The organism is Pseudoxanthomonas sp. G3 (assembly GCF_057654715.1).
On record NZ_CM172805.1, the window covers coordinates 1,002,043 to 1,026,568 of the forward strand.

General features: G+C 69.5%; 15 protein-coding genes. 11 read left to right on the forward strand and 4 right to left on the reverse strand.

Going from position 1 to position 24,526, the window contains the following annotated elements:
- Window positions 1-3 precede the first annotated feature (3 nt).
- Both recQ and AC23D6_RS04595 read right to left on the reverse strand, forming a co-directional pair.
- Window positions 4-1,797, reverse strand: coding sequence for a DNA helicase RecQ (gene recQ, locus AC23D6_RS04590; protein WP_487751648.1), 1,794 nt, complete (start codon window positions 1,795-1,797; stop codon window positions 4-6).
- Between the two features lie 126 nt (window positions 1,798-1,923).
- Entirely contained in the window at window positions 1,924-2,472 is a 549-nt protein-coding gene (locus AC23D6_RS04595) for a Dps family protein (RefSeq protein WP_056879674.1), read from the reverse strand.
- A gap of 89 nt (window positions 2,473-2,561) precedes the next feature.
- Between AC23D6_RS04595 and hrpA the strand changes: the two genes are divergently transcribed.
- A complete protein-coding gene (gene hrpA, locus AC23D6_RS04600) occupies window positions 2,562-6,668 on the forward strand; it encodes an ATP-dependent RNA helicase HrpA (protein ID WP_487751649.1) in 4,107 nt (1,368 codons plus the stop codon).
- A gap of 6 nt (window positions 6,669-6,674) precedes the next feature.
- On the opposite strand, the gene AC23D6_RS04605 is transcribed toward hrpA, so the two are convergent.
- Window positions 6,675-7,175 (reverse strand): hypothetical protein, encoded by a 501-nt coding sequence (locus AC23D6_RS04605; RefSeq protein ID WP_487752568.1) that lies wholly within the window; start codon window positions 7,173-7,175, stop codon window positions 6,675-6,677.
- A 119-nt stretch (window positions 7,176-7,294) separates the two neighbouring features.
- On the opposite strand from AC23D6_RS04605, the gene AC23D6_RS04610 reads away from it, so the two are divergent.
- Together AC23D6_RS04610 and AC23D6_RS04615 are read left to right on the forward strand one after the other, a co-directional pair.
- A complete protein-coding gene (locus AC23D6_RS04610) occupies window positions 7,295-9,448 on the forward strand; it encodes a RelA/SpoT family protein (protein WP_487751650.1) in 2,154 nt (717 codons plus the stop codon).
- A 221-nt stretch (window positions 9,449-9,669) separates the two neighbouring features.
- Window positions 9,670-11,052, forward strand: coding sequence for a hypothetical protein (locus tag AC23D6_RS04615; protein ID WP_487752569.1), 1,383 nt, complete (start codon window positions 9,670-9,672; stop codon window positions 11,050-11,052).
- On the opposite strand, the gene AC23D6_RS04620 is transcribed toward AC23D6_RS04615, so the two are convergent.
- On the reverse strand, window positions 11,049-13,145 hold the full coding sequence (locus tag AC23D6_RS04620; RefSeq protein WP_487751651.1) for a glycosyltransferase: 2,097 nt from the start codon (window positions 13,143-13,145) through the stop codon (window positions 11,049-11,051). The two genes, AC23D6_RS04615 and AC23D6_RS04620, sit on opposite strands and share 4 nt — an antisense overlap.
- A gap of 125 nt (window positions 13,146-13,270) precedes the next feature.
- Here AC23D6_RS04620 and mrcB point away from each other — a divergent pair, with 125 nt between their 5' ends.
- The 8 genes from mrcB (at window position 13,271) to AC23D6_RS04660 (ending at window position 24,526) form a co-directional block, all read left to right on the forward strand.
- Window positions 13,271-15,658, forward strand: a complete 2,388-nt coding sequence (mrcB, locus tag AC23D6_RS04625) for a penicillin-binding protein 1B (protein ID WP_487752570.1) — start codon at window positions 13,271-13,273, stop codon at window positions 15,656-15,658.
- Entirely contained in the window at window positions 15,655-16,251 is a 597-nt protein-coding gene (locus tag AC23D6_RS04630) for a hypothetical protein (protein ID WP_487751652.1), read from the forward strand. The genes mrcB and AC23D6_RS04630 overlap by 4 nt, the downstream gene beginning before the upstream one ends.
- Window positions 16,252-16,308: 57 nt before the next feature.
- Window positions 16,309-18,351: a DNA repair helicase YoaA gene (gene yoaA, locus AC23D6_RS04635; RefSeq protein WP_487751653.1), complete on the forward strand. Its 2,043-nt coding sequence runs from the start codon at window positions 16,309-16,311 to the stop codon at window positions 18,349-18,351.
- Window positions 18,352-18,393: 42 nt separating this feature from the next.
- Window positions 18,394-19,134, forward strand: a complete 741-nt coding sequence (gene tsaB, locus AC23D6_RS04640) for a tRNA (adenosine(37)-N6)-threonylcarbamoyltransferase complex dimerization subunit type 1 TsaB (protein ID WP_487751654.1) — start codon at window positions 18,394-18,396, stop codon at window positions 19,132-19,134.
- A gap of 90 nt (window positions 19,135-19,224) precedes the next feature.
- The gene (locus AC23D6_RS04645) at window positions 19,225-19,635 is read left to right on the forward strand and encodes a GntR family transcriptional regulator (protein ID WP_487751655.1); all 411 of its coding nucleotides are present in this window, start codon (window positions 19,225-19,227) and stop codon (window positions 19,633-19,635) included.
- 15 nt (window positions 19,636-19,650) lie between these two features.
- Window positions 19,651-20,559, forward strand: coding sequence for an ABC transporter ATP-binding protein (locus tag AC23D6_RS04650; protein WP_487751656.1), 909 nt, complete (start codon window positions 19,651-19,653; stop codon window positions 20,557-20,559).
- A gap of 9 nt (window positions 20,560-20,568) precedes the next feature.
- The gene (locus tag AC23D6_RS04655; RefSeq protein ID WP_487751657.1) at window positions 20,569-22,410 is read left to right on the forward strand and encodes a hypothetical protein; all 1,842 of its coding nucleotides are present in this window, start codon (window positions 20,569-20,571) and stop codon (window positions 22,408-22,410) included.
- Window positions 22,411-22,444: 34 nt separating this feature from the next.
- On the forward strand, window positions 22,445-24,526 hold the full coding sequence (locus AC23D6_RS04660) for a S9 family peptidase (RefSeq protein ID WP_487751658.1): 2,082 nt from the start codon (window positions 22,445-22,447) through the stop codon (window positions 24,524-24,526).

Consider the following 24,526-nt stretch of genomic DNA (forward strand, 5'->3'; position numbering starts at 1 on the left):
TGCTCAGCCGGCCGCGCCCAGCGCCTCGAGCACGCGCTCGCCATAACGCGCCAGCTTGGCGCCGCCGATGCCGCCCACGCGGGCCAGTTCATCCAGGGTGCCGGGCTGCTGCTCGGCAATGCTGCGCAGCGTGCTGTCGTGGAAGATGACGTAAGCCGGTACGTTCTGTTCGCGCGCCAATTGCGCGCGCAGGTCGCGCAGCGCCTGGAAGCGGGGCAGGTCCACGGCTTCCACGGCGACGCCGCTGCGCGGGCTGCGGTCGCGTTCGCGCCGTTCGCGCTGCTCCTTGCGAAGTTGCAGGCGGCGCTCGCCGCGCAGCACCGCGCGGCTGCCCTCGGTCAGGCGCAGGCTGCCGAACTCGGCCTCCACTTCCAGCAGGCCGCAGGCCACCAGTTGGCGGAACACGCTGCGCCAGGTGGCGGCCTCCAGGTCCTTGCCGATGCCGTAGGTGGTCAAATGGTCGTGTCCGCACTGACGGATGCGCTCGCTCTCGCTGCCGCGCAGGACGTCGATCACGTGGTTCACGCCGAAGCGCTGGCCACTGCGGTACACGCAACTCAGGGCCTTCTGAGCGGCCTCGGTCGCATCCCACGTCTCGGCGGGGCTCAGGCAGTTGTCGCAGTTGCCGCAGTCGTGGGGATAGACCTCGCCGAACCCGGCCAACAGCACCTGCCGGCGGCACTGGGTGGATTCGCAGTAGCCCAGCAACTGGTCGAGTTTGCGGCGCTCCAGGCGCTTGCGTTCCTCGCCGGCCTCGCCCTGTTCGATCATCTGCTTCAGCAGCACGACATCGCCGAGTCCGTAGCAGAGCCAGGCTTCGGCGGCTTCGCCATCGCGACCGGCGCGGCCGGTCTCCTGGTAGTAGCCCTCCATCGATTTGGGCAGATCCACGTGGGCCACGAAGCGCACATCGGGCTTGTCGATGCCCATGCCGAAGGCGATGGTCGCCACCATGACGATGCCGTCCTCGCGCAGGAAGCGGCGCTGGTTGTGCGCGCGCACCCCGGCGTCCAGTCCGGCGTGGTAGGGCAGGGCATTGAAGCCCTGTTCCGCGAGGTAGTCGGCGAATTGCTCGACCCGCTTGCGCGACAGGCAGTAGACGATGCCGGCTTCGCCACGGTGCTTGCGAAGGAAATCCCTCAGCTGTTGGCGGGCATTGTCCTTCTGCACCACGGTGTAGCGGATGTTGGGGCGGTCGAACGAGCTGACGAAACGCTCGGCCTCCACCAGGTTCAGCCGCTCGGCGATCTCGCGCTGGGTGGGCGGATCGGCGGTCGCCGTCAGGGCGATGCGCGGCACGTCCGGCCAGCGCTCGTGCAGCAGGGTCAGTTCCAGGTATTCGCGGCGGAAGTCGTGGCCCCAGGCCGAGACGCAATGCGCTTCGTCGATGGCGAACAGGGAGATCCGGCTGCGGTCCAGCAGCGACAGGAAACGGCCGGTCAGCAGCCGCTCCGGGGCCACGTAGAGCAGGTCGAGCTCGCCGCGAAGCAGCGCCTGCTCCACCTGCGTGGCCTCGTCGGCGGCGAGCGAGGAATTCAGGAACGCCGCACGCACGCCCAACTGGCGCAGTGCGTCCACCTGGTCCTGCATCAGGGCGATCAGCGGCGAAACGACGATGCCGGTGCCCTCGCGCAACAGCGCGGGCACTTGGTAGCACAGCGACTTGCCGGCGCCGGTGGGCATCAGCACCAGGGCATCGTGGCCGGCGGCGAGGTGTTCGACGACGGCCTGCTGCTGGCCGCGGAAGGCGCTGTAACCGAAGACGCGCTGCAGCGTTTCTATTGCGGGGGACGACATGGGTACAGGATACCGCGACGGGCGGTCGCGGCCCTCCGCCGCCGTCGCGTTGCGGGGTGGGAAATCCCTGGCCGAAAACGCGGACGCCCGGCCGAAGCCGGGCGTCCAGGGCACGCCAGGGCGGGCTTACTGCAGCAGTGAGCGCAGCATCCAGGCGTACTTCTCGTGGGTCTGCAGGCGCTGGGTCAGCAGATCCACCGAGGGGTCGTCGCCGGCATCGTCGGCTACCTTGAGCACCTTGCGTGCGGTACGGCAGACCGCTTCGTTGCCGACGGTCAGCTGGCGGACCATCTCGCGCCAGTCGGCGCTGTCGGTCAGGCCGGGCTCTTCGGGGATCGAGGTCAGGCCGACGAATTCGCGGTAGGAACCGGGTGCGTTGTAGCCCAGCGCACGGATGCGCTCGGCGACTTCGTCCAGCGCGGTCCACTGCTCGGTGTACTGGGTCTCGAACATCGTATGCAGCGAATTGAACATCGCGCCGGTGACGTTCCAGTGGAAGTTGTGGGTCTTCAGGTACAGCGTGTACGCGTCGGCCAGGTAGCGCGACAGACCGTCGGCGATCTTCTTGCGGTCGCCGGTGCTGATCCCGATATCGATGTTGGGCGCGGTCGGCGCCGACGGGATGGGCGCGGTGACGGCCGGGGCCTTGGCCGGCTTGGACTTCGTCTTGGCCATGCGGATTCTCCTGAGGGTGGGTTGAGACGGCACAATAGACACACTAGAACATGTGGCGTGAGTGAAAAGTTTCAACCGCTTGCTGAAGAATGAATACCCCTCGTGACCCCACCCCGGCCCCGCCCGACCGCGCTGCCCTCGAGCAGGGCCGGCGTGCGCTCGACCGCGCGCTGAGCCGCGACCGCGGCCGTCTGCACGGGCTGTGGTCGCGCTGGCAGGGCAAGCCGTCCGACGCCGCGGCGCGGCAGGCGTTCGAGCAGGCCCTGGACGCTTCCGTCGCCGCGCGCGAACGTCGCCTGTCCACGGTGCCGGAGGTGTCGCTCGATGACAGCCTGCCCATCGCACGCGAAGGCGAGCGCATCGTCGAGCTGATCCGCAACCACCAGGTGGTGGTGATCGCCGGCGAGACCGGATCCGGCAAGACGACCCAGCTGCCCAAGCTGTGCCTGGCCGCCGGGCGAGGCGTCGCCGGCATGATCGGATGCACGCAGCCGCGCCGCATCGCCGCGCGCGCCGTGGCGCGGCGCGTGGCCGACGAGTTGAAGACCGAGCTGGGCCGGGGCGTAGGCTTCCAGGTCCGCTTCAACGACCAGGTGGGCGAGGACACCCACATCAAGTTCATGACCGACGGCATCCTGCTGGCGGAAATCGCCAGCGACCGCTGGCTGTCGGCGTACGACACGATCATCGTCGACGAAGCGCACGAGCGCGGCCTCAACATCGACTTCCTGCTCGGCTACCTGAAGCAGCTGCTGCGCAAGCGCCGCGACCTGAAGGTCATCGTCACCTCCGCCACCATCGACACGGAGCGGTTCGCGAAGCACTTCGACAATGCGCCGGTGATCAGTGTGGAAGGGCGCACTTACCCGGTGGAGGTGCGCTACCGGGCGCTGGAGGGCGAGGGCGATCAGGAAGGCGAGCGCACCGTCAACGATGCGATCGTGGCGGCCGTGGATGAGATCACCCGGCAGGATGCGCGTGGCGACGTGCTGGTCTTCCTGCCCGGCGAACGCGAGATCCGCGACGCGCACCAGGCGCTGGAGCGGCGCAAGTACAGGAATACCGAAGTGCTGCCGCTGTATGCGCGCCTGTCCAACCAGGACCAGGACCGCGTGTTCAATCCGGGGGCGAACCGTCGCATCGTGCTGGCCACCAACGTGGCCGAAACCTCGCTGACGGTGCCGCGCATCCGCTACGTGGTCGACCCCGGCTTCGCGCGCGTCAAGCGCTACAGCCCGCGCAACAAGCTCGACCGCCTGCATATCGAACCGATCTCGCAGGCCAGCGCCAACCAGCGCAAGGGCCGCTGCGGACGCATCGCCGAAGGCATCTGCTATCGCTTGTACGCCGAGTCCGATTTTCAGGCGCGAGCCGAATTCACCGATCCGGAGATCCGCCGCTCCAGCCTGGGCGGAGTGATCCTGCGCATGCTGCAGCTGGGTCTGGGCCGCATCGAAGACTTCCCATTCCTGGAGGCGCCGGACGAACGCGCCGTGGCCGATGGCTGGCAGCAGCTGACCGAACTCGGTGCGATCGATAGCGAGCGGCGCATGACGGCCATCGGCAAGCAGATGGCGCGCCTGCCGGTCGACGTGAAGCTGGCACGCATGCTGGTGGCGGCGCAGGCCGCGGGCTGCCTGCGGCCGATGCTGGTGATCGCCTCGTTCCTCGGCATCCAGGATCCGCGCGAGCGCCCGGCCGATGCGCGCGGCGCGGCCGACAACGCGCACGCGCAGTTCGCCGATGGCCGCTCCGAGTTCGTCGGCGTGCTGCGGCTATGGGATGCTTATCGGCAGGCGCACGAAGACCTCACCCAGTCGAAGTTACGCGATTGGTGCGGCCGCCATTTCCTCGGGTTCCTGCGCATGCGGGAATGGCGCGAGCTGCATCGCCAGCTGCGCCTGTTGTGCGAAGAACTGGGCTGGAAGGAGGAGGCCAGCGAGGCGTCGCTGGCGCCGTTGCTGGCTGGCAGCAGCACACCGCTGGCTGCGCGCGATGACGCGGCAGCGGCGAAAGCGACACGCGGCCAGCTGCACCGCGCCGCACGTTTGGCGCGTGAGGGCAAGACCGAGGCCGCACCGGCGCCGGTCGCCGCCAGCACGCTCAAGGAGCAAGCGCCCACCGGCGGCTTCAGCGAGCGCGTCCGCGCCAACGCTTACCAGACCCTGCATCGCGCCCTGGTCGCCGGCCTTCCAACCCAGATCGGCCATCGCACCGACAAAGGCGATTTCCAGGCCCCGCGCCAGCGCCGCTTCCTCCCGTTCCCGGGTTCGCCGTTGTCCAAACGGCCGCCGCCATGGCTGCTGGCGGCCAACCTGCTGGATACGCAGAAAGTGTGGGGCATGACGCTGGCCGCGATCGAGCCCGACTGGGTGATCGCCGAACTGCCGCACCTGCTGCTGCGCAAGCATTTCGATCCGCACTGGTCGCGCGCCCAGGGACAGGTGCTGGCCTCCGAGCAGATCAGCCTGTTCGGCCTGGTGCTGGCGCCGAAGAAACCGGTGCACTACGGCCGCATCGCGCCGGGGGAAGCACACGACATCTTCGTGCGGCAGGGCCTGGTCACCGGTGAGATCAACACCCGCGCCGCATTCGTGGCCGACAACCTGAAGACGCTGGAGCAGGCGCGCGAGGAAGAAGCCAAGCTGCGCCGTGCGGGCCTGGTCGCCGACGAGGACTGGCAGGCGCGCTGGTATCTCGACCGCGTGCCGTCCGACCTCCATTCCGCCGCCGGCTTGGATGCATGGTGGAAGGCGTTGCCGGCGGACAAGCGGCGTGCGTTGCACTGGACACTGGCAGACCTGCTGCCGGGCGAGGGCAGCGAAGAAGACCGGTTCCCGAAGTATTTCGCTCTGGGCGACGCGCGGCTGCCGCTGCACTACCGATTCGAGCCCGGTGCGGCCGATGACGGCGTGACGCTGGAGGTGCCGCTGCACCTGCTCAATGCCCTCGACCCCGCGCGCCTGTCGTGGCTGGCGCCTGGCTTTGTGGCCGACAAGGCCGCAGGCCTGATCCGCAGCCTGCCCAAGGCGATGCGCCGCAACTATGTGCCGGCGCCGGACTTCGGCCGCGCGTTCTTCGAGGCGTTCCCGAAGCCGACCGCCGACGATGTGCGCGGCGAGCTGGCGCGCTTCCTCTCGCGGGCGACGGGCGTGGCGGCGACGGCGCTGGACTTCGATGAAGCTGCGCTGGAACCGCATCTGCGCATGAACCTGCGCCTGCGCGAGGACCCGCGCGGCGGTGGGGAAGGCAAGGTCTTGGCCGAGTCGCGCGATCTCGACGAACTGCGCGCACGCTTCGGTGCGAAGGCGGGACAGGCCTTCGCCGCGCGAGCCGGGCGCGCGATGGCGGCGAGCGGCCTGCGTGAATTCCCGGCACAGGCAATTCCACACGAAGTGCCCGGCGAAGCCGGCGTGCCCGCTTACCCGGCGCTGCGCGACGAGGGCGACACCGTGGCGCTGCAGGTGTTCGCCGACCGCGCCGAGGCGGAGGCCGCGCATCCGAAGGGGGTTCGCCGCCTGCTGGAGATCGCCCTGGCCGACAAGGTCAAGCAGGCACGCAAGCAATTGCCGGTGTCGCCCAAGACGGGTCTGCTGTACGCGGCCATCGAGTCGCAGGAACGCCTGCGGGGCGACATTGTCGACGCGGCCATGAATGCCGTGCTGGCCGACGGCCTGGGCGAGATCCGCGACCGCGCCGCCTTCGAACAGCGGCGCGAGGTGGCCGGCAAGCGGTTGTTCGGCGAAGCGATGGAGCGGCTCAAGCTGGCCGAGGCGATCCTCTCCGCGGTCGCCGAACTCAAGCCGCAGTTGGAGGCGCCGCTGATGGGCTGGGCGCGCGGCAATCTCGACGATCTGCGCGCGCAGCTGGCGGCGCTGGTGCACCCCGGCTTCCTGCGCGAGACGCCGGCCGATGCGCTGGCGCAGTTGCCGCGCTACGTGAAGGCGATGCGGCTGCGGGCCGAACGGGCGGTGCGGGACCCGGCCAAGGACCAGGCCAGGATGCTGGACATCAAGCCGTTCGCCGATGCGTTGGCGCAGGCGGTGGCGGACGGCGTGGCGGGCTCGCCCGACTGGCAGGCCCTGCGCTGGGACCTGGAAGAACTGCGCGTGTCGATGTTCGCCCAGGAGCTCGGTGCGCGCGCAGGCGTGTCGCCTAAGAAGCTTGCGCAGCGCCTGCAGGCGCTGCGCGGCTGATCGCGCTTACTTGATGCGACGCACCTTCGCGGCCGTGTTGTAGCCGTCGATCCTCAGGAACCAGTTGTTGAACAACCCGGGCTTGATGGTCACGGCAGGGTTGGTCTTGCGCACGCCGGACAAGCTCGCGGGCTCGATTTGCTCCCACACCTGCCCATTGGCCAGCGTGTAACGATTTCCTCTGGCGAAGCCCTTGAACTCGCCGTCCAACGTGCTGCTGATGGGCTCGTCCGAACCGAAATCGAAGAAGCCGCGGTTCTCCTGCTCGACCTGCTTGCGCGTATCGGCCTGAGCCTGGGCGACGGCCGTCTGAGTCTCCTGCCGCACCTGCTCGACGGCACGTGCCGTTTCGGTGCCTACCTTGCGGGTCAGCCATGCACTGAGTGCGGACAGTTCGGCATCGCTAAGCTTGTCCAGGCCGGCCGCCTTGAATTCTTCCGCCGTCATCGACGCGCGCAGGTCGGCAAACCGGGCGTCAGACGCGGCGTCCTGCGCGAAAGCAAACATCGGCGTGGACAGCAACGCGATGGACAGAAACAAGCGGCTCATCTTCATGGTTGTTCCTTCGGGCGACTGGCCGGTAGTGTAGTCATTCCGGCGGCCGCTGGCCGCCCCGTCGCTTAGCCATGGTGTCCCCCGTTCACGCCCTCGACACGTTGCTGCAAAGGCCCGCGCTGCAGGCGTTGCCGGGGCCGTTGCAGCATGCGCTCGCCGAAGCCGCGGCGCGCGAGGGCGCGGATGCGGGGATGCCGGACGCCCCGGGCGTGGCGGCCGACACGCTCGACACGCTGGCTGCTTTGTCGGCCGATGGCGACGTCATCCTGGCGGCGCTGCTGTATGCCGTGCCGGCGCTGCAGTCGGTGAAGCCCGCGCCATCGGGCAAGCCCCTCGCGGGCCTGACCGATCTCCTCGAAGGCCAGGCGGCCGCGGCCCAGGTCTGGGCGCTGCATGCGGAGCAGGCGCGCGGTGCGAACACGGAGGGGCTGCGCCGGCTATTGCTGGCGATCGTGCGCGACCTGCGTGTCGTGCCCATCCTGCTGGCGCGCCAGCTCGCCCGGATGCGCGCGGCGGGCAGCCTGCCGGAAGAGCAGCGGCAGGCGCTGGCGCGGTTGACCCGCGACATCCATGCGCCGCTGGCCAACCGCCTGGGCATCTGGCAATTGAAGTGGGAGCTCGAGGACCTCGCGTTCCGCTACCTGCAGCCGCAGACCTACAAGCAGATCGCCTCGCAGCTCGACGAGAAACGCACTGGCCGCGAGCGCTACATCGCCGCCGTCATCGCCAGCCTGCAGGCGGCGCTGGCCGAGCACGGCCTCCGCGCCGAGATCAGTGGCCGGCCGAAACACATCTACAGCATCTGGCGGAAAATGCAGCGCAAGCAGGTGGGCTTCGACGAGCTCTACGACCTGCGCGCCGTGCGCATCGCGGTGGACGATGTCGCGGCGTGCTACGCCGCCCTCGGCATCGTGCACGCGCTGTGGGCGCCGATTCCCAGCGAGTTCGACGACTACATCGCGCGCCCCAAGGCCAACGACTACCGCTCGCTGCATACCGCGGTGGTAGGGCCGGAAGGGCGCACGCTGGAAGTGCAGATCCGTACGCACGAGATGCACGCGCAGGCCGAGCTTGGCGTGGCGGCGCACTGGAAGTACAAGGAAGGCAAGGGCGGCGGCGATGCGTTCGACCGCAAGATCGCGTGGATGCGGCGGTTGCTCGACGGCGCCAGCGATGGCGCAGGCGACGGCGCGCTGGCCGATGACCTGGATGCCGAGCTGGTCGAGGACCGGGTCTATGCGCTGACGCCGAAAGGCGAGGTGGTGGACCTGCCGCAAGGTGGCACCGTGTTGGACTTCGCCTACCACGTGCACACGATGGTGGGGCACCGCACACGCGGTGCGAAGGTCAACGGCCGCATCGTGCCGTTGAACCACGCGCTCACCAGCGGCGATCGCGTCGAGATCATGACGTCGAAGGAGCCTGAACCACGACGCGACTGGTTGCTGCCGGCCAACGGCTTCCTCGCCAGCGGTCGCTCGCGCGACAAGGTGCGCGCGTGGTTCCACAAGCTCGATCGCGCCCGCAACCTGCAGGCGGGCCGCGAGTTGCTGGAGAAGGAGCTCAAGCGCTTGGGCCTGCACCACGCCGACCTGGCTGGCGTGGCCCGGAAATTCCACGCCGAGACCATCGATGATCTGTACATCCAGGTGGCGCTGGGCGACGTCGGGCCGCACCAGGTGGGCCGCGCGCTGCACGAGGAACAGCGCGGCCTCGCCGAGGTGGACGAGCCTGTCCTGCCGGTGCGCCGTCCGCCACGCAAGGTCGCCGCCCCGGGCAAATCGAAATTCACCGTGCAGGGTGTGGGCAACCTGCTCGTGCAGCTGGCCCGCTGCTGCCAGCCGGTGCCGGGCGAGCCCATCGCCGGTTACCTGACCCGCGGCCGTGGCGTCACCGTGCACCGCACCGATTGTGCCGCTTTCGCGCGGCTCGCCGCGACCAGCCCGCAGCGCGTGCTGCCGGTGGAGTGGGGCCAGGCCGGTGGCGGCTATGAGGTGGACGTGCAGGTCACCGCGATCGATCGCAAGTGGCTGCTCAAGGACATCACCACGCTGATTGCCCAGGAAGAGGCCAACGTGCTGGATATCAACAGCCAGAACAACCGCGCCAGCGGGCGGGTGCACCTGCGCCTGCGCCTGAAGGTCGCGGACTTCGGCCAGCTCTCGACGCTGCTGGGCAAGCTGGACGCGCTGCCGGGCGTGGAAGACGCGCGGCGTTCAGGCTGAGTCGCTATCCTGCCGGGGTGACCCGCGAAGACCGCTCCGACGAAGGCCGCGATCGGCGCATCGAACCGCGCATCGACTGGACGCGCGCCATTGCGGCGGCCCGTACGCACCATGAGGATCATTCGCCCGTCCGGCGCGCGTGGTGGCATTGGCGGTGGGGCGCGGCGATTGTGCTGGTGCTCGCGGCGCTGCTCACGCTCTTTCGAGGTCCGTTGGCGGACATGCTCTGGCCCGAGACGCGCGTGCAAGCCTTGCTCGACCAGGCCGGGCATGCACTTGCCGAAGGCCACCTCGATGCGGACGACGGCACCGGCGCGCGCCAACTCTACGAGGCGGCGCAGGCCCTCGACTCCGACCGCAACGAAGCCATCGTCGGCCTGCGTCGCGTCGCGCAGGAGGCGTTGCGCCAGGCTGCCGCGGCGCTCGCGGAAAACCGCTTCGACGACGCGCGCGACCAACTCGCGCTCGCGCGCGAGCTGCAGGTGCCGCGCGCCCAGGCCGACGCGCTGGCCGCGCGGCTGCGTGCACGCGAGGCGGAGCATGCAGGCCTGGACGGCGTGCTGCAGGCCGCGGCTCAAGCGCATGCGGCAGGCGACCTCGTGGGTAGCGATGAGGCCGCGCTGCCGCTCTACCAACGCGTCCTGGCCTTGCAGCCGACCCGTTTGGAGGCGTTGGAGGGGCGCGAAGACGCATTGTCCGATCTGTTGCAGCAGGCGGGACGCCATCTGGCGCGCTACGAGCTCGGCGAGGCCGCGATATTGATCACCCAGGCGCAGACCTTCGACCCCGGTCATGTCGACCTGCCGCAGGCTCAAGCCACGCTCGCCACCGCGCTGGAGTCGAGACGTCGTGCGGCAGCCAGGGACCTCGCGCGCGGTAGGCTCGCGTCCGCACGCGTCGCATACGAAGCCGTGCTCGCGGCGGTGCCGGACGACGCTGGCGCTCGCCAGGGCTTGGAGCAGGTAGGCGTGGCCCACGCCACGCTGGCGGAGCGCCAGGCGGCGGATTTTCGTTTTGACCAGGCCCGCCAGGAGCTCGCCCTGGCGCGTGCGCTCGCGCCGCACGCCGCGCGCGTCGCCCAGGCGGAACAGGCCGTCGCCCGCGCCGAGCAGGCCCGCGGTCGACTGGGCACCACGATGCCGACGCGCGAACGCGACCGTCGCGTGCAGGCCCTGCTCGCGGCGATGGCCCAGGCCGAGGCGCAGGGACAGTGGCTCACGCCGCCGGGGGAAAGCGCGTACGACAAATTGCGCGCCGCCCAGCAGCTGGCGCCCGATGCGCCTGCCGTGAAGCAGGCCGCAGCGCGGCTGCTACCTGCCGTGCGCACATGCTTCGAAGACGAATTGCGTGCGAACCGCATTCGTCGCGCGCAGGCCTGCCAGCAGGCATGGCAGACCTTGCAGCCACGCGACGCGGGACTCGCCGATGCGCGGCGGCGTTTGGCGGAAAAGTGGATCGCGGTCGGCAGCGAGCGACTCGGTGCGGGCGATGTCGGGTTCGCCTCGCAGGCGCTGGATGAAGCGCGGCGACTGGATGCAGCGGTGCCCGGTCTCGACGATTTCCAGGCGCGCGTGCGCCTGGCGCAGACGCCGCCGTCGCGCTAACGCAGGAAGACGCGATGTACGACGTCGCGCGCCGCATCCAGCGAGAAGTGACGACGGATGTTGTCGCGGCCGTTCTTAGATAGGCGTTCCCACACGGCGTGGTCTTGGTAGATCTCGACGACAGCGTCGGCGAAGGCAGTCGCGGTGTCGGCAACGCGCACATCAAGGCCATCGGTCAGGTGCATGCCCTCCACCGCGCACGACGTCGCGACGACGGGTTGACCATGCGCCATGCTCAGGTTCACCTTGCCCTTGACGCCCGCACCGAAGCGCAGCGGCGCGACGGCCACGCGGACGCCGTCCATGTAGGGCGCGAGGTCCGGCACGTGGCCATGCACGACGACGCCGGGCAGCTGCTGAAGCGCAAGCACGTCCGCCGGCGGCTCCGCACCGATGCAGTGGAAGCGCACCTCCGGAAGACGGTCGCGAATCAGAGGAAAGACCTCGCGGCCGAACCACAGCACGGCGTCGACGTTCGGCGGATGGCGGAAACCCCCCACGAAGACGATATCCACACGTTGATCGAAAGGCGCACCGCCCCCGGCGACCTCATGCAGGTTCGAGAGCACTTCGATCTGCGCATGCGGCAGCAACGGATCTAGCAGGTCGCGCTCGGCGGGGCTGACCACCAGGGTCGTGTCCACCTGTCGCATGAGCACGAGCTCGCGTTCGCGTGTCCGTTCCGCGCTACGCCGCAGCGCATCGTCCCGGGCGAGGTCCGCACCGCGCGCCTCGCGCAGGAAATGCAGGTCGACGGTATCGAATACGATGCGTGCCTGTGGCGCGAATCGGCGCACCAGAGGAAGAAATTCCGATGCCACGTAATGGCGCGACAGCATGACGACGTCGAAGCGTGGCCCCTGCTCGCGCAACCAGGTCGCCACGCTACCGACGAAGGGCGCATGCCACGTTTCGACGCCGCGCTGGCGCAGGCGGACCGTGTCTTCGCCCGCGTGGCGCAGGTCGGCCGGCAGGAACACCACGTGCGCGCCTTCGGCCATCAGCAGGCGCATGAGATTGGCCATGCGCAGCGATGCGGAATCGTGCTGCGGGCGCGGCGTTTCCGCGTCGATCACCAGAAACTGCCGTTTCCCGCGCGCAACTACGCCCGGGGAGGGCAAGGTGTCCGGTGTGGGCTGCCGTGCGAGCGAATCGGCCCACTTGCGAGCGAAAATGTCGCGGTTGCGCACCTGATAGGCCTTCGCGCCGCTGCCGGTGTCGGTGCCTGCGGTGATGCCTTCCAGGTGCACTACGCGCGATGTAGGCTGATAGAGCACGCGGCGTCCGTGCGCGCGCACGGCGAAGGCGAGGTCGGTGTCTTCGTAATAGGCCGGCGCATAGCGCGTATCGAAGCCGCCGAGCTCGCGGAACAGCGACGTCGGCAACATGATCGCCGCGCCGGAGCAGTAGTCCGCATCGCGCACGCTGGCATAGCGAGGATCATCGGGCGATTCGAAACGTCCGTAATTCCAAGCGGAGCCGTCGTTGAAGACGACACCGCCGGCTTCCTGCAGGCGGCCGTCCGGATACACCAGCTGTGCGCCGACCAGTCCCGCCTCCGGCCATGCACCGAAGGTGTCCAGCAGCGCATTGAGCCAGCCCGGTTGTGGAAAGGTGTCGTTGTTGAGGAAGACGAGATACGCGCCGCGCGCCAGCGCCGCGCCGTCGTTGCATGCAGCGATGAAGCCACCGTTCTCGGCGCGCACGTGGTAGCTCAGGCCCGCGATCGACATCATCCAGTCACGTGTCTCGTCGCGGGAGCCGTCGTCGACGACGATGATCTCGCAGGCGACCGCCGGCGGGTGTTCGGCCAGCGCGCGCAGGCAGCCCAGCGTGTGGGCGGCCTGGTTGTAGACAGGGATCACGATGCTGACGCGGGGCGCGTCGCTGGACGGGACCGCGAACGGTGCGAAGGCCGTGTCGGCGGGCCGGTACAACGTTCCGGGTGGAAGCCGTGGATGCCGTGCGAACTGCCGCCGCACCCGCGCCCAGGTGGCCGACAGGCCCCGCGTGCGAAGGCTGGCCAGTCCCCGACGGACCAACCCGCGCGTGCGTTCCAGCATGAAGCGCAGGTCCGCCCACGACATCGACATTCCGTTGCAACTCCAGCTGAGTGAGGGGCGTACGGGCCGGGCGCACCCTTGGCGGCTGCGCTAGACTCGCCCGAATTCCCATTGTCGCATCCCCTGTGGCCCGTAACGACTACGACGACGAAGCGCTGGACGAAGACGACATCGACGACGGTGACGGCAGCCCGCCGGTCTGGCGGCAGCGCCTGCTGAGTTGGGGCTTGGCGGCGGTAGGACTGGGTCTCGGTTTCCTGATCCCCTACACGCTGTACCTGAACCACCAGGTCACCCAGCGCTTCGGCGAACTGCAATGGCAGATCCCCACGCGCGTGTACGCGCGTCCGCTGCAGGTCGCGCCGGGACTGGCGATGGATGCGCAGACCCTGAAGACCGAGCTCGACGCGGCGTCCTATCGTGACGACGGCACCGGTCAGAGCCCCGGCACCTATGCGCGCGAGGGCGGACGGTTCACGATTTCCAGCCGCGGTTACGTGGATGTCGATGGCCGCGTGGCGCCGCGCCGCATCCAGGTGAGCCTGTCGGGCGGACGCGTGGCCGCCGTGCGCGACCTGACCCGCAAACAGCCGCTGAAGGCGGCACGGCTGGACCCCGCCCGCATCGCCACCCTGTACGGACAGAAGCAGGAAGAGCGGCGCCTGGTGCGTCTGGAAGAAGTGCCGGACCTGCTGGTGACCGGCCTGCAGGCGGTCGAGGACCGCGACTTCAAGGACCACCACGGCATCGACCTGTCGGGCATGGTGCGTGCGGCGTGGTTGCTGGTGAAGTCCGGGGGCGACACCCGCCAGGGTGCGAGTACGCTGACCCAGCAGCTCGCGCGCAGCGGCCTGCTCGGCATCGGCAAGGAGCAGACGCCGACCCGCAAGTTCAACGAGATCCTGTATGCCCTGATCCTGGAAGCGCGCTACGACAAGCGCACGATCCTGGAGGCGTACTTCAACCAGGTCTACCTGGGACAGCGCGGCAGCCAGGCCATCCACGGCGTCGCCGCGGGTTCGGAGTTCTGGTTCGGCCGCGACCTCGACAGTCTGACCACCGAACAGGTGGCCCTGCTGATCGGCATGGTGAAAGGGCCGTCGTACTACGACCCTCGTCGCAATCCCACGCGTGCCAAGGAGCGCCGCGACTACGCGCTGTTGAAGTTGCACGAGACCGGCCTGATCGACGACGCCGAGTACAAGCGCGCACTGGCCGCGCCGCTGGGCGTGACGAAGACGCCGGGTATGGCCGCCGCGAACCGCTTCCCCGCTTACGTCGACCTTGTGCGTCGTCAGCTCGCCCGTGATTACCCCGAGAGCGCGCTGCAGGGCGCGGGTCTGACCGTGCTGACCGGCATGTCGCCGTCCGCCCAGGCGTACGCCGAGGCCTCGGTCACGCGCACGGTGAAGGCGCTCGAGAACAAGCGCCGTCCGCCGCTGCAGGCCGGCATGGTGGTCACGGATGTGCACGACGGCGACGTGTTGGCCGTCGTCGGCAGCCGCAATGTGTCCGAGCAGGGCTTCAACCGCGCCGTGGAGGCACAGCGTCCGGTGGGGTCGTTGCTCAAGCCGTTCGTCTACCTGCTCGCACTCGCACAGCCGGACGAGTATTCGCTCGCCAGCTGGGTCGACGATTCGCCGGTCACCGTGCAACTGGGCAAGAACAAGCGTTGGACGCCCGCCAATTCCGACCGTCGCAGCCACGGCACCGTGCGTCTGGTCGATGCGCTGGCGCAGTCGTACAACCAGGCGACCGTGCGGGTGGGCATGAAGGTCGAACCGGATCGCCTGGCGCAACTGATCCGCGTGCTGGCGGGCATCCAGGCCGAGCCGAATCCGGCCCTGATCCTTGGCGCGACCGATCAGAGCCCCTACGCGATGGCGCAGCTGTACCAGTTCCTGGCGTCCGGCGGCGAGATCCAGCCGCTGCACGCGGTGCGCGGCGTGCTCGATCCGAACGGCAAGCTGCTCAAGCGCTACGACAAGACGCCCGCACCGGCGCAGGAAGGCGATTCCATCGCCGCCAACCTCATTACCGTGGCGCTGCAGCAGGTCGTTTCGAACGGCACGGGCCGGCAATTGCTCGGCGATGGCCTGGGTCGCCTGCAGTCCGCCGGCAAGACCGGCACCAGCAACGATGGCCGCGACAGCTGGTACGCCGGCTACACCGGCGATCACTTGGCCGTCGTTTGGATGGGCAACGACCAGAACGAACAGACCGGCCTGTACGGCGCCACCGGCGCGATGCGCGTGTGGTCGGGTCTGTTCGCCCGCCTGCCCACGGCACCGCTGAAAGCCTCCGGCAAGGGCCTGGACTGGCAGTGGGTCGTGTCGTCCAACAGCACGGACCCGGGTTGCCCGGGTGCGCGCCAGCTGCCGTTCGTCTCCGGCTTCGCGCCGGCCTATGCCGCCTGCGTGGTCGAACAGCCGCCGATCGAGGGCGAAGAAGCCGACAGCGGCGGCGGCTGGCGCAGCTGGTTCGGCCTGGATCGCGAAGAAGAAACGCCGCCGCCCCAGGATCCTCCCCCGCAACAGCCATGATGATGAAGTACGCCGTTCCCCTGTTCCTGCTTGGCCTCGTGAGCCTTGCCGGTTGCGCCTCCGCGCCGGCCCCCGAAACCCCTGTCGCCACCGACCCGGTCACGCCCGAGCAGCGCGTGGCCGCGATCCATGCCGCCGCCGGTAACGACGACCGCGAACTGGCCGTGCAGCCGCTGCGCGATCCGGAAGTCGAAGACCTGCGCGAAGCCGCGCAACGTGCGATCGCCGCGCGCGATCTGGCGGCCGCCGGCACGGCGCTCGACCGTGCGGTGGCCATCGTGCCGGAAGACCCGGCTGTGCTGCAGGAACGCGCCGAACTGGCCTTGCTCCAGGGCGACTACGCGCGCGCCGACACGCTCGCGCAGCGCGCGTTCGAACTGGGCTCGCGGGTCGGCCCGCTCTGTCGCCAGCATTGGGAAACCGTGCGCCAGGTGCGCCAGCACCAGCGCGCGATGCTGGCGCCGCTGCCGACGCGGCACACGCCGGAAGATGCCGCCCAGCACGCCGCGCGCGCCGCCACCCAGGATGCGTCGATCGCCGATGCCGAGCGTCAGCGTGATGCGTGTACGGTGCCGGTGATCGAGCGCATGTAAGGCACGGGTCGGTCGCGACGCGGTACCCTTGCGGCCGAACCACCCACTGTTTTCCCGATGTCCCAGCTCGCCCAGGCCAGCCGCGACGCCCTCAGCGAGGGCGGCGCCCTGGCGGACCGCCTCGACGCCTTCGTACCCCGCGATGCCCAGCAGCGCCTGACGGCGGCGATCGCCGACGCTTTCGATGCGCGCGACGTGCTGCTGGCCGAAGCCGGCACCGGTACCGGCAAGACCTTTGCCTACCTCGTGCCGGCACTGCTGTCGGGGCTGAAGACCATCATCTCCACCGGCACGCGCGCCCTGCAGGATCAGCTGTACCACCGCGACCTGCCGCGCGTGCGCGATGCGCTTGGTGTGGCGGGACTGAAGTCGGCGCTGCTGAAGGGCCGCAGCAACTACCTGTGCCGCTACCGCCTGAATCAGGCCAAGGGCGAGCCGGCGCTGCTGCGCACCACCTTCACCAGCCGCGAGCAGGTGGACCAGTTCCAGCGCGTCGTCGCGTGGAGCGGCCGCACACAGTTCGGCGACATGGCCGAGCTGGCCGCGCTGCCGGACGATTCGCCGCTGCTGCCGCTGGTCACGTCCACGGTCGACAACTGCCTGGGTAGCGAATGCCCGTTCTGGGACGACTGCTTCGTAGTACAGGCGCGCCAGCGCGCGCAGGCGGCGGACATCGTGGTGGTGAACCATCACCTGTTGCTCGCCGACCTCGCGCTCAAGCAGGAAGGCTTTGGCGAGATCCTGCCGGGCGCACAGGCCTTCGTGATCGATGAAGCGCACCAGCTTCCCGAACTGGCGGCGAACTTCTTCGGCGAAGGCTTCGGCATGCGGCCGTTGCAGGAGCTGGCGCGCGACTGCCTGGCCGAGTGCAAGGACGTCGCCGGTGCGCTGTCCGCGCTGCAGCCGCCGGTGCGCGCGCTGGAGCAGGCGCTGCGCGAGGCCCGCGCGGCGATGGAAGGACTGCCGGCACGCGGTACGCAGGAACGGTTGCTGGCCAAGCCGGAGGTGGCCGCGGGCTTCGATGCCATCGACCACGCGCTCGCTGACCTGTCGGCCGCGCTCGCACCGCTGGCGCAGGCATCGCTGGGCCTGGAGGCCTGCGCGGCACGCGCCACCGAGTTCGCCAAGCGCCTGTCGCGCTGGCATGCGGCGCCCACCCGCGCGGGCGCATTCGACGACGAGGAAGCGCACGCCGACGACGGCGACGTGCTCTGGTACGAACTCACGCCGCGCGCATTCCGTTGCCAGCGCACGCCGCTGGATGTGTCGGGCCCATTGCGCCAGCACCGCGAACAGTCGCGTGCGGCCTGGGTGTTCACCTCAGCCACGCTCGCCGTCGGTGGCCGCTTCGACCACTTCGCCGTGCGCCTGGGCTTGGAAGATCCGCCCACGCTGCTCCAGCCCAGTCCGTTCGACTGGCCGCACCAGGCGTTGTGCTACCTGCCCAGCGGCCTACCGGACCCCAATGCGCCCACCTACGGCAAAGCCTTGATCGCCACCGTGCGCCCGGTGCTGGAGGCCTCGCAGGGGCGTGCGTTCCTGTTGTTCGCTTCGCACCGCGCGCTGCGCGAGGCGGCCGAAGCCCTGCGGGGCGGGCCGTGGCCGCTGTTCGTGCAGGGCGAAGCGCCGCGCGGCACGTTGCTGCAGCGTTTCCGCGAATCCGGCAACGGCGTGCTGTTGGGTGCGGCGAGTTTCCGCGAGGGCGTCGACGTGGTCGGCGACACCCTGAGTGTCGTCGTGGTGGACAAGCTGCCGTTCGCCGCGCCCGACGATCCGGTGTTCGAAGCGCGTCTGGAAGCCGTGCGCCGCGCCGGCGGCAATCCGTTCCGCGACGAACAGCTGCCGCAGGCCGTCATCGCGCTGAAGCAGGCCGTCGGTCGCCTGATCCGCAGCGAGAATGACCGCGGTGTGCTGGTGCTGTGCGATCCGCGTCTCACCGGCAAGCCATACGGGCGCGTCTTCCTGGACTCGCTGCCGCCGTTCGCGCGTACCCAGCGGGTGCAGGACGTGCAGGGGTTCTTCGGCGCTGCGATCAGCGACGATGCGCCCGCGGCGATCCCTCCGCCGGCCGACGACTGGTTCGCCGACGCCCGCTTCTGAGCCGCGCAGGTATCCTTGCTCCCCCTGGTCCCGTCGATCCGCATGAAACTGCTCGCCTTCGAAACCGCCACCGAAGCCTGTTCCGTCGCCGTCTACGTCGATGGCGAGGTGCGCGAGCGCTTCGAGATCGCCCCGCGCCGCCATGCCGAACTGGCGTTGCCTTGGGCCGAACAGCTGCTGGCCGAGGCCGGCATCGCGCGCTCGCAGCTCGATGCGGTGGCGCTCAGCCGCGGGCCTGGTGCCTTCACCGGCGTGCGCCTGGCGATCGCGCTTGCGCAGGGCATCGCGCTGGCCCTGGACCGTCCCCTGCTGCCCGTCTCGACCCTGGCCGTGCTCGCGGCGCAGGTGCCGCCACCTGCTGTGTTGGCTGGCGAAGCCGGCTGCGACATCGGCGCGCCGCACACGATCCTGGCCACGATCGATGCGCGGATGGGCGAGATCTACACCGGCACGTTCGTACGGCAGGGCGATGGCGTGCAGGCGACCACCGATGAAGCCGTGGTCGCGCCTACCGCATACCGCCTGCCCGGCGATGCGATCGGCTGGATCGGCGTGGGCACCGGCTTCGCAGCGGCCGACGGCGCGCTGGCGACCTCGCTGCAGGACCGCTTCTCCCGCATCGATGCGCAAGCGCTGCCGCACGCCATCGACCTCGCGCGGCTCGCCGTGCAGGCGTGGCAGCGCGGCGAAGCCATCGCACCTGAGCGGGTGGAGCCAGCTTACCTGCGCAACAACGTCGCCCTGACGCTGGAAGAACAGAAAGCCCTGCGCGCCAGCCGCTGAGGCGACCGCCCGGCGGGGTGTCGTCGGTCATGGTTGACGTTCGCCGAATCGACTGTACTATTTGTATTAGTACAGTTGCCTGGAGTTCGCATGGCCCGCACCGTCCCCCTCATGCTGCAGATCGCCACCGGCGATCCGCGGCCCATCGTCCGCCAAATCGTCGACGGCGTGCGCATGCAGATCGCCACCGGCGGCCTGCGTCCCGGCGACCAACTGCCCAGCGTGCGCGGCCTGGCACAGCAGTTGTCGATCAACCCCAACACGGTGGCCAAGGCGTATGCCGAACTGACCACGGAGGGTTGGCTGGAATCGCGGCAAGGCATGGGCCTGTACGTGGCGGCGCCGCGCCAGCGCCTGTCCGATACCGAACGCGAGCGTCGCCTCGACGATGCGGTCGGCCGCTTCGTGAACGACGTGATTCCGCTCGACTTCGCCGCCGACGAGGTCGAGTCGCGCGTATCGCGCGCCTTGCGGCGCCTGGCGCCGCGCCGCATCGCCTGAGCCTGGACCACGCATATGTCCGACGACTACGTGATCGAAACCCGCGCACTGACCCGCCGCTACGGCGCGAAGCTGACGCTGGACCACCTGGACCTGGCGATCCCGCGTGGACGCATCCACGCCATCGTGGGCGCGAACGGCGCGGGCAAGTCGACGCTGTTCCGGATCCTGCTCGGCTTCCTGCCGCCGACGTCCGGCACGGCGCGCATCCTCGGCCGCGACAGCCAGCAACTGCGGCCCGCGGATCGTGCACGGGTCGGCTTCGTCAACGAAGAACATACGCTGCCGGGCTGGATGCGGGTCGAGCAGGTGCGTGCGATGCAGCAGCATCAATATCCCCGTTGGAACACGCGCGCTTACGACGACGTGATCGGCCACTACCATGTGCTGCCGGAGCAGAAGGTCTCGCAGCTCTCGCGCGGCGAACGCGCCGGCCTGAACCTCGCGCTGGCCCTGGCGCAAACGCCGGAGCTGCTGGTGCTCGACGAGCCCACGCTGGGCCTGGACGTCGTCGCCACGCGCGCCTTCCTCGAATCGCTGATGTATAGCAACGCGGCCGAGCAGTGCACCGTCGTCTACTGCTCGCACCAGATGGAAGAGATCGAGCGCGTGGCCGACAACCTGATCATCCTCGAGCGCGGCCAGCTGAAGAACATGTCCGCGCCGGAGGACTTCACCGCGCGCGTCGCGCTGTGGGTGGCGGACATCCCGTTCAAGGGGCCGGAACCGCATACGGTGCCCGGCCTGCTGGAAGTGCAGCGCCTGGACGGCCTGCACCACTACCTGGTGCTCGACCAGGACGAACGCTTCGCCGACTACCTGCGTGCGCAGGGCGCGCGTTCGATCCGCAGCATGCCGGTGAGCCTGGACCGTGCGGTCAACGGCTTCCTGGCCAAGAACCACGCCACCCCGGTTGCGGCCTGAGGAGTGCTCATGTACGACTTCTTCAAAAGCGAACTGATCCGCTTCCGCAGCTGGGCCATGCTCGCCGCCGTGGTGCACCTGCTGGCGCTTGCCTTCATGGCGCGCGTCGTCGACCTGGCCCAGCAGCCGCTGCTCGTGCACCGGGTGATCGGCGGTGTCTACGCGTTGAGCGGCCTGCTGCTTGGCCTCTATCAGATGGGCACGTACCGCAAGCCCAGCCAGTGGCTGAGCCTGCTGCACCGGCCGATGGCGCCGACGCGCGTGGCGTTCGCGCTCGCGGCCGCTGCTGCGGTGCTGCTGGCCGTGGCCGTCGCGCTGCCGTTGTTGCTTGTCGCCCTCTGGCAGCACGCACTCACGCCGCGCGTGGTCGACCTTCGTCATTGGCTGTTGCCGCTCTCCGGTGCGTTGATCGCGACGTCCGCCTATCTCGCCGGTGCGTTCTGCAGCCTGCGCGGCTGGCGCTGGGCGGGCGCGGCCTTGATCCTGCTGGTGTGGTTGCTAGTTAGCCGTGCCTATGGCTTTGGCATGATCGCGATCGAACTGATCGTGCTGGCCTGGCTCGCCGTGCTGCTACGCGTGGCGTTTGTGGCCGATCTGGACGCGCCACCGCGCGGGGTCTTCGCCACGGCGGTCGTTGCGTTGCCGCTGCAGGTGGCGGTGCAGGTGCTGGTGCTGGTCGTGCTGTTCGGTCTGGAAATGGTGTGGATCGCGCAGGGCAGCCATCCGAACAACACGCCGACGCCGCCGGTGGGTGGGCACAACGAGGTCGAGAAGATGGATCCGCGCGACCGCATGGTGGCGGGCCTGCGCGGTAGTCGTCATCCGGATGCGCCGTTGCTGCGCGAGCAGATTCGCCTGTCCGATCCCGAGGGGTTGGGCGTGCAGGTGCCCAAGCTGCCGCAATACCAGGAGCTGGCGAACTTCCGCCCGATGGAGTTCGACGACGGCGAGCGCCGCGAACGCTGGGTATTCAGTCATGACGACATGCGCCTGCACGGCTACCGACTGGCCGACAATCGTAGCGTCGGCGTGCTCGGCATCGGCAAGGAAGAAGCGCCGTTCCCGGCGGTGGTGTTGCCGGGTGATGGCCTGCCCGGCATGGAGCCGGGCGATGCAGTGCTTGTCGGCGGCGACACGCTCTACCAGTACATCAGTGCCGAACATCGCGTCGTGCCGCGGGTGCGCGTCGCGGCTGGCGAAACGCTGATGGGTGGCAGCCCGCTGGGGCAGGGCATCGGCATGCTCAGCGATCGCGCACTGTATTTCTACGACGGGCGACCGCTGGTCGAAAGCCACGCGTTGATGGTGCCGCGCCTGCGCGTTCCATTGCCCGGCGCGATGGGCGACCTGCGCAACCTGGACCTGGTGGAACTGGTCGACGGCCACCTGATCTCGCTGGCGTACTCCGCGCGATCGCACGCCGACGGTGCGGCGCCGGTGCAGATCACGCTGCGCACCCGCGACGATGGCCGCATCGAGACCGTGCATACCCGCGCACTGGCGTTCGACTACCCGCCGGTCTACCGGTACCGCAGCGCCTGGCCTTCGCCGGTGCTGCGTATCGCGACCGAGGCGGCCCGCAACCTGTTCGCACCGCCGTTGCCGCTGGATGTCGTCCGGCCTGCCGTGATACCCACCTCGATGGTGTGGCTCGCGGGCGCGCTGTCGCTGTTCTCGCTCATCGGTGCGGTCTGGCTGACGGCGCGCTCGCAACTCTCGACGGCCGGCCGCTGGGCATGGGTCGTGGCGTGCGCAGTGATCGGGCTGCCCGCGTTGGCCAGCCTGTGGCTGCTGATTCCGCGCCGCGAATCGGCCGAACCGCTGCCGTTGGTCTATCCGGCCGCCGCCTGACCGCCGACGCCCCGTTTCGAAGGAGAAGATGATGATGCTATTCCCGCTTCGTGCCGGGATGCGCCTCGCTGCGCCGGCCTGCGCGTTGCTCGCCGGCTGCTTCGCGTGGACGGCGAGTGCGCGCGACGCGGCCGAGGATGCGTTGCGCGCTTATGTAGTCAGCGAGCGGGCGCGTCCGGTCGCGCCCATGTTGCCGCGTAGCACGTTCCTGCAGCGTGGTGCGGTGACGGCGATCCGCCTCGCGCCCGATGGCGCCCATGTCGCGTGGCTGCAGGATCGCGGCGACCAGCGCGAGCTGTGGGTGCGCGCGACAGCGGGCGGTTCGCCGCAGCGGCGCCTCAGCAACACGCCCGCACAGGCACTGGACTGGAGCCGCGATGGCCGCTGGTTGCTGCTACGTTCCGCGCGCGACGTGCAGGCGATGGCCATGCCGGGAACGCGGTCGGGTCGGATCACGACGTTGGGTGGCGGCCCCGGCACGGCGATGCTCGATGTGGATCCCAGCCAGGCCGCCGCCGTGCTGGTGATCGAACGGGAAGGCCCGATCGCCGCGCCAGGGACATGGCGCCTGCTGCGCGTGGACATGCGCGGGCAGCGCAGCGAGGTGTGGAAAGACCGCCTACGCATCGTCAACGCCTTGCTGGATGCCGACGGTCGCGTCGCGTGGCTGCAACGGCTGGAGGGCGGTGAACTCGTGATCCATCGGGTCGAACGCGGCGTGCCGCGCCGCGTCTCGGCGTGCGATCCCAGCCGGCGCTGCGCGTTGCTCGGCCTCGCCCCTGACGGCAGCGCATGGATCCGCACCGACCTGCAGGGCGATCTTGCGCGCCTAGCCCGCCTGCAACCCGATGGCCGCATCGTGGACGTCCATTCCGATCCGCAGCGTACGGCCGACGTGGACGACACCGTCTTCGATCCCGTGTCGCGGCAGCCGCGGTTCGTGGCTTACCGCAGCACCACGGCACAACTGCATGCGCTGGCGCCGGTCGATGCCGCGTCGCTGGCCGCGCTGCGCACGGCGCTACCCGATCGCGATCTGGATGTGCAGCCGGCGGGCGGCGGAAGCGCACGCTGGTTGGTGGAAATCACGTCGCCGCAGGTACCGATGCGCCAATGGCGCCTGTACGACCCGGTGACGCGCACGCTGTCGCCGTTGCTGGACGATATGCCGCTGGATCGGCGATCGGGCGCACCGGCCGTCGCCGCACCCGCTTCCGCCCTGGCGCGACCGATGCCGCTGGCGTGGACGGCGTCCGATGGTCGGCGCGTGTATGGCTTCCTGTGGTTGCCGCCGGGCCGGGATGCGGCGCGCCTGCCGCTGGTCGTGGTGCCGCACGGTGGTCCCTGGAATCACTGGAAGCCGGAATACCGCGCGCTGAGCCAGTTGCTCGCCAATCGCGGCTACGCGGTGTTCGAACCGAACTTCCGCGGCTCCACGGGGCATGGCCGCGACTACGTGCTCGCCGCCGCCGGCGACTTCGGCCATGGCCGCGTTCAGCGTGACACCGTGGAGGGCACGCGCTGGCTGCTGGATAACGGCGTCGGCGATCGCGAGCGCGTGGGCATCGTCGGTGCGTCGTTCGGCGGCTACTCGGCGTTGCTCGGGGCCACCTTCGATCCGGACCTGTTCAAGGTGGCGGTGGCGATGGTGCCGCCGCCGGATTTCGGTTGGGTGCTGCGCTGGGTGTTGCGCAATCCCGAAGCGCTGGAGATCGGCGGCCTCGTCCCGATGGAGACCTGGCTGAAGGGCCAGGGCATCGATGTGGCGGACGCGTCCACGATGGCACGGTTGCACGCGCAATCGCCGCTGGCGAATGTCGAGCGTCTGCGTCGTCCGGTGTTGCTGGTCGCCGGCGGCGAAGATCGCCGCGTCGGCCTGGCGGGCGTCATCGAGTACGCCGCACGCCTCAAGCTGGCGGGGAAGGAGGTCGCGCTGTTGGTCGACGAACAGGCCGGCCACGATGGCGGTTCGCCCACGGCGCGCGAGGCGCGGGCCTACCTGGTGGAAACGATCCTGCAGCGCGAACTCGGCGGTGCCGCGCCGGCGGCGCCCGAGTCTGAGGTGCGCGCCTACCTGCGCCGCAACCTCAGGGTGCCGGGCACGCTCGCGCCCTGA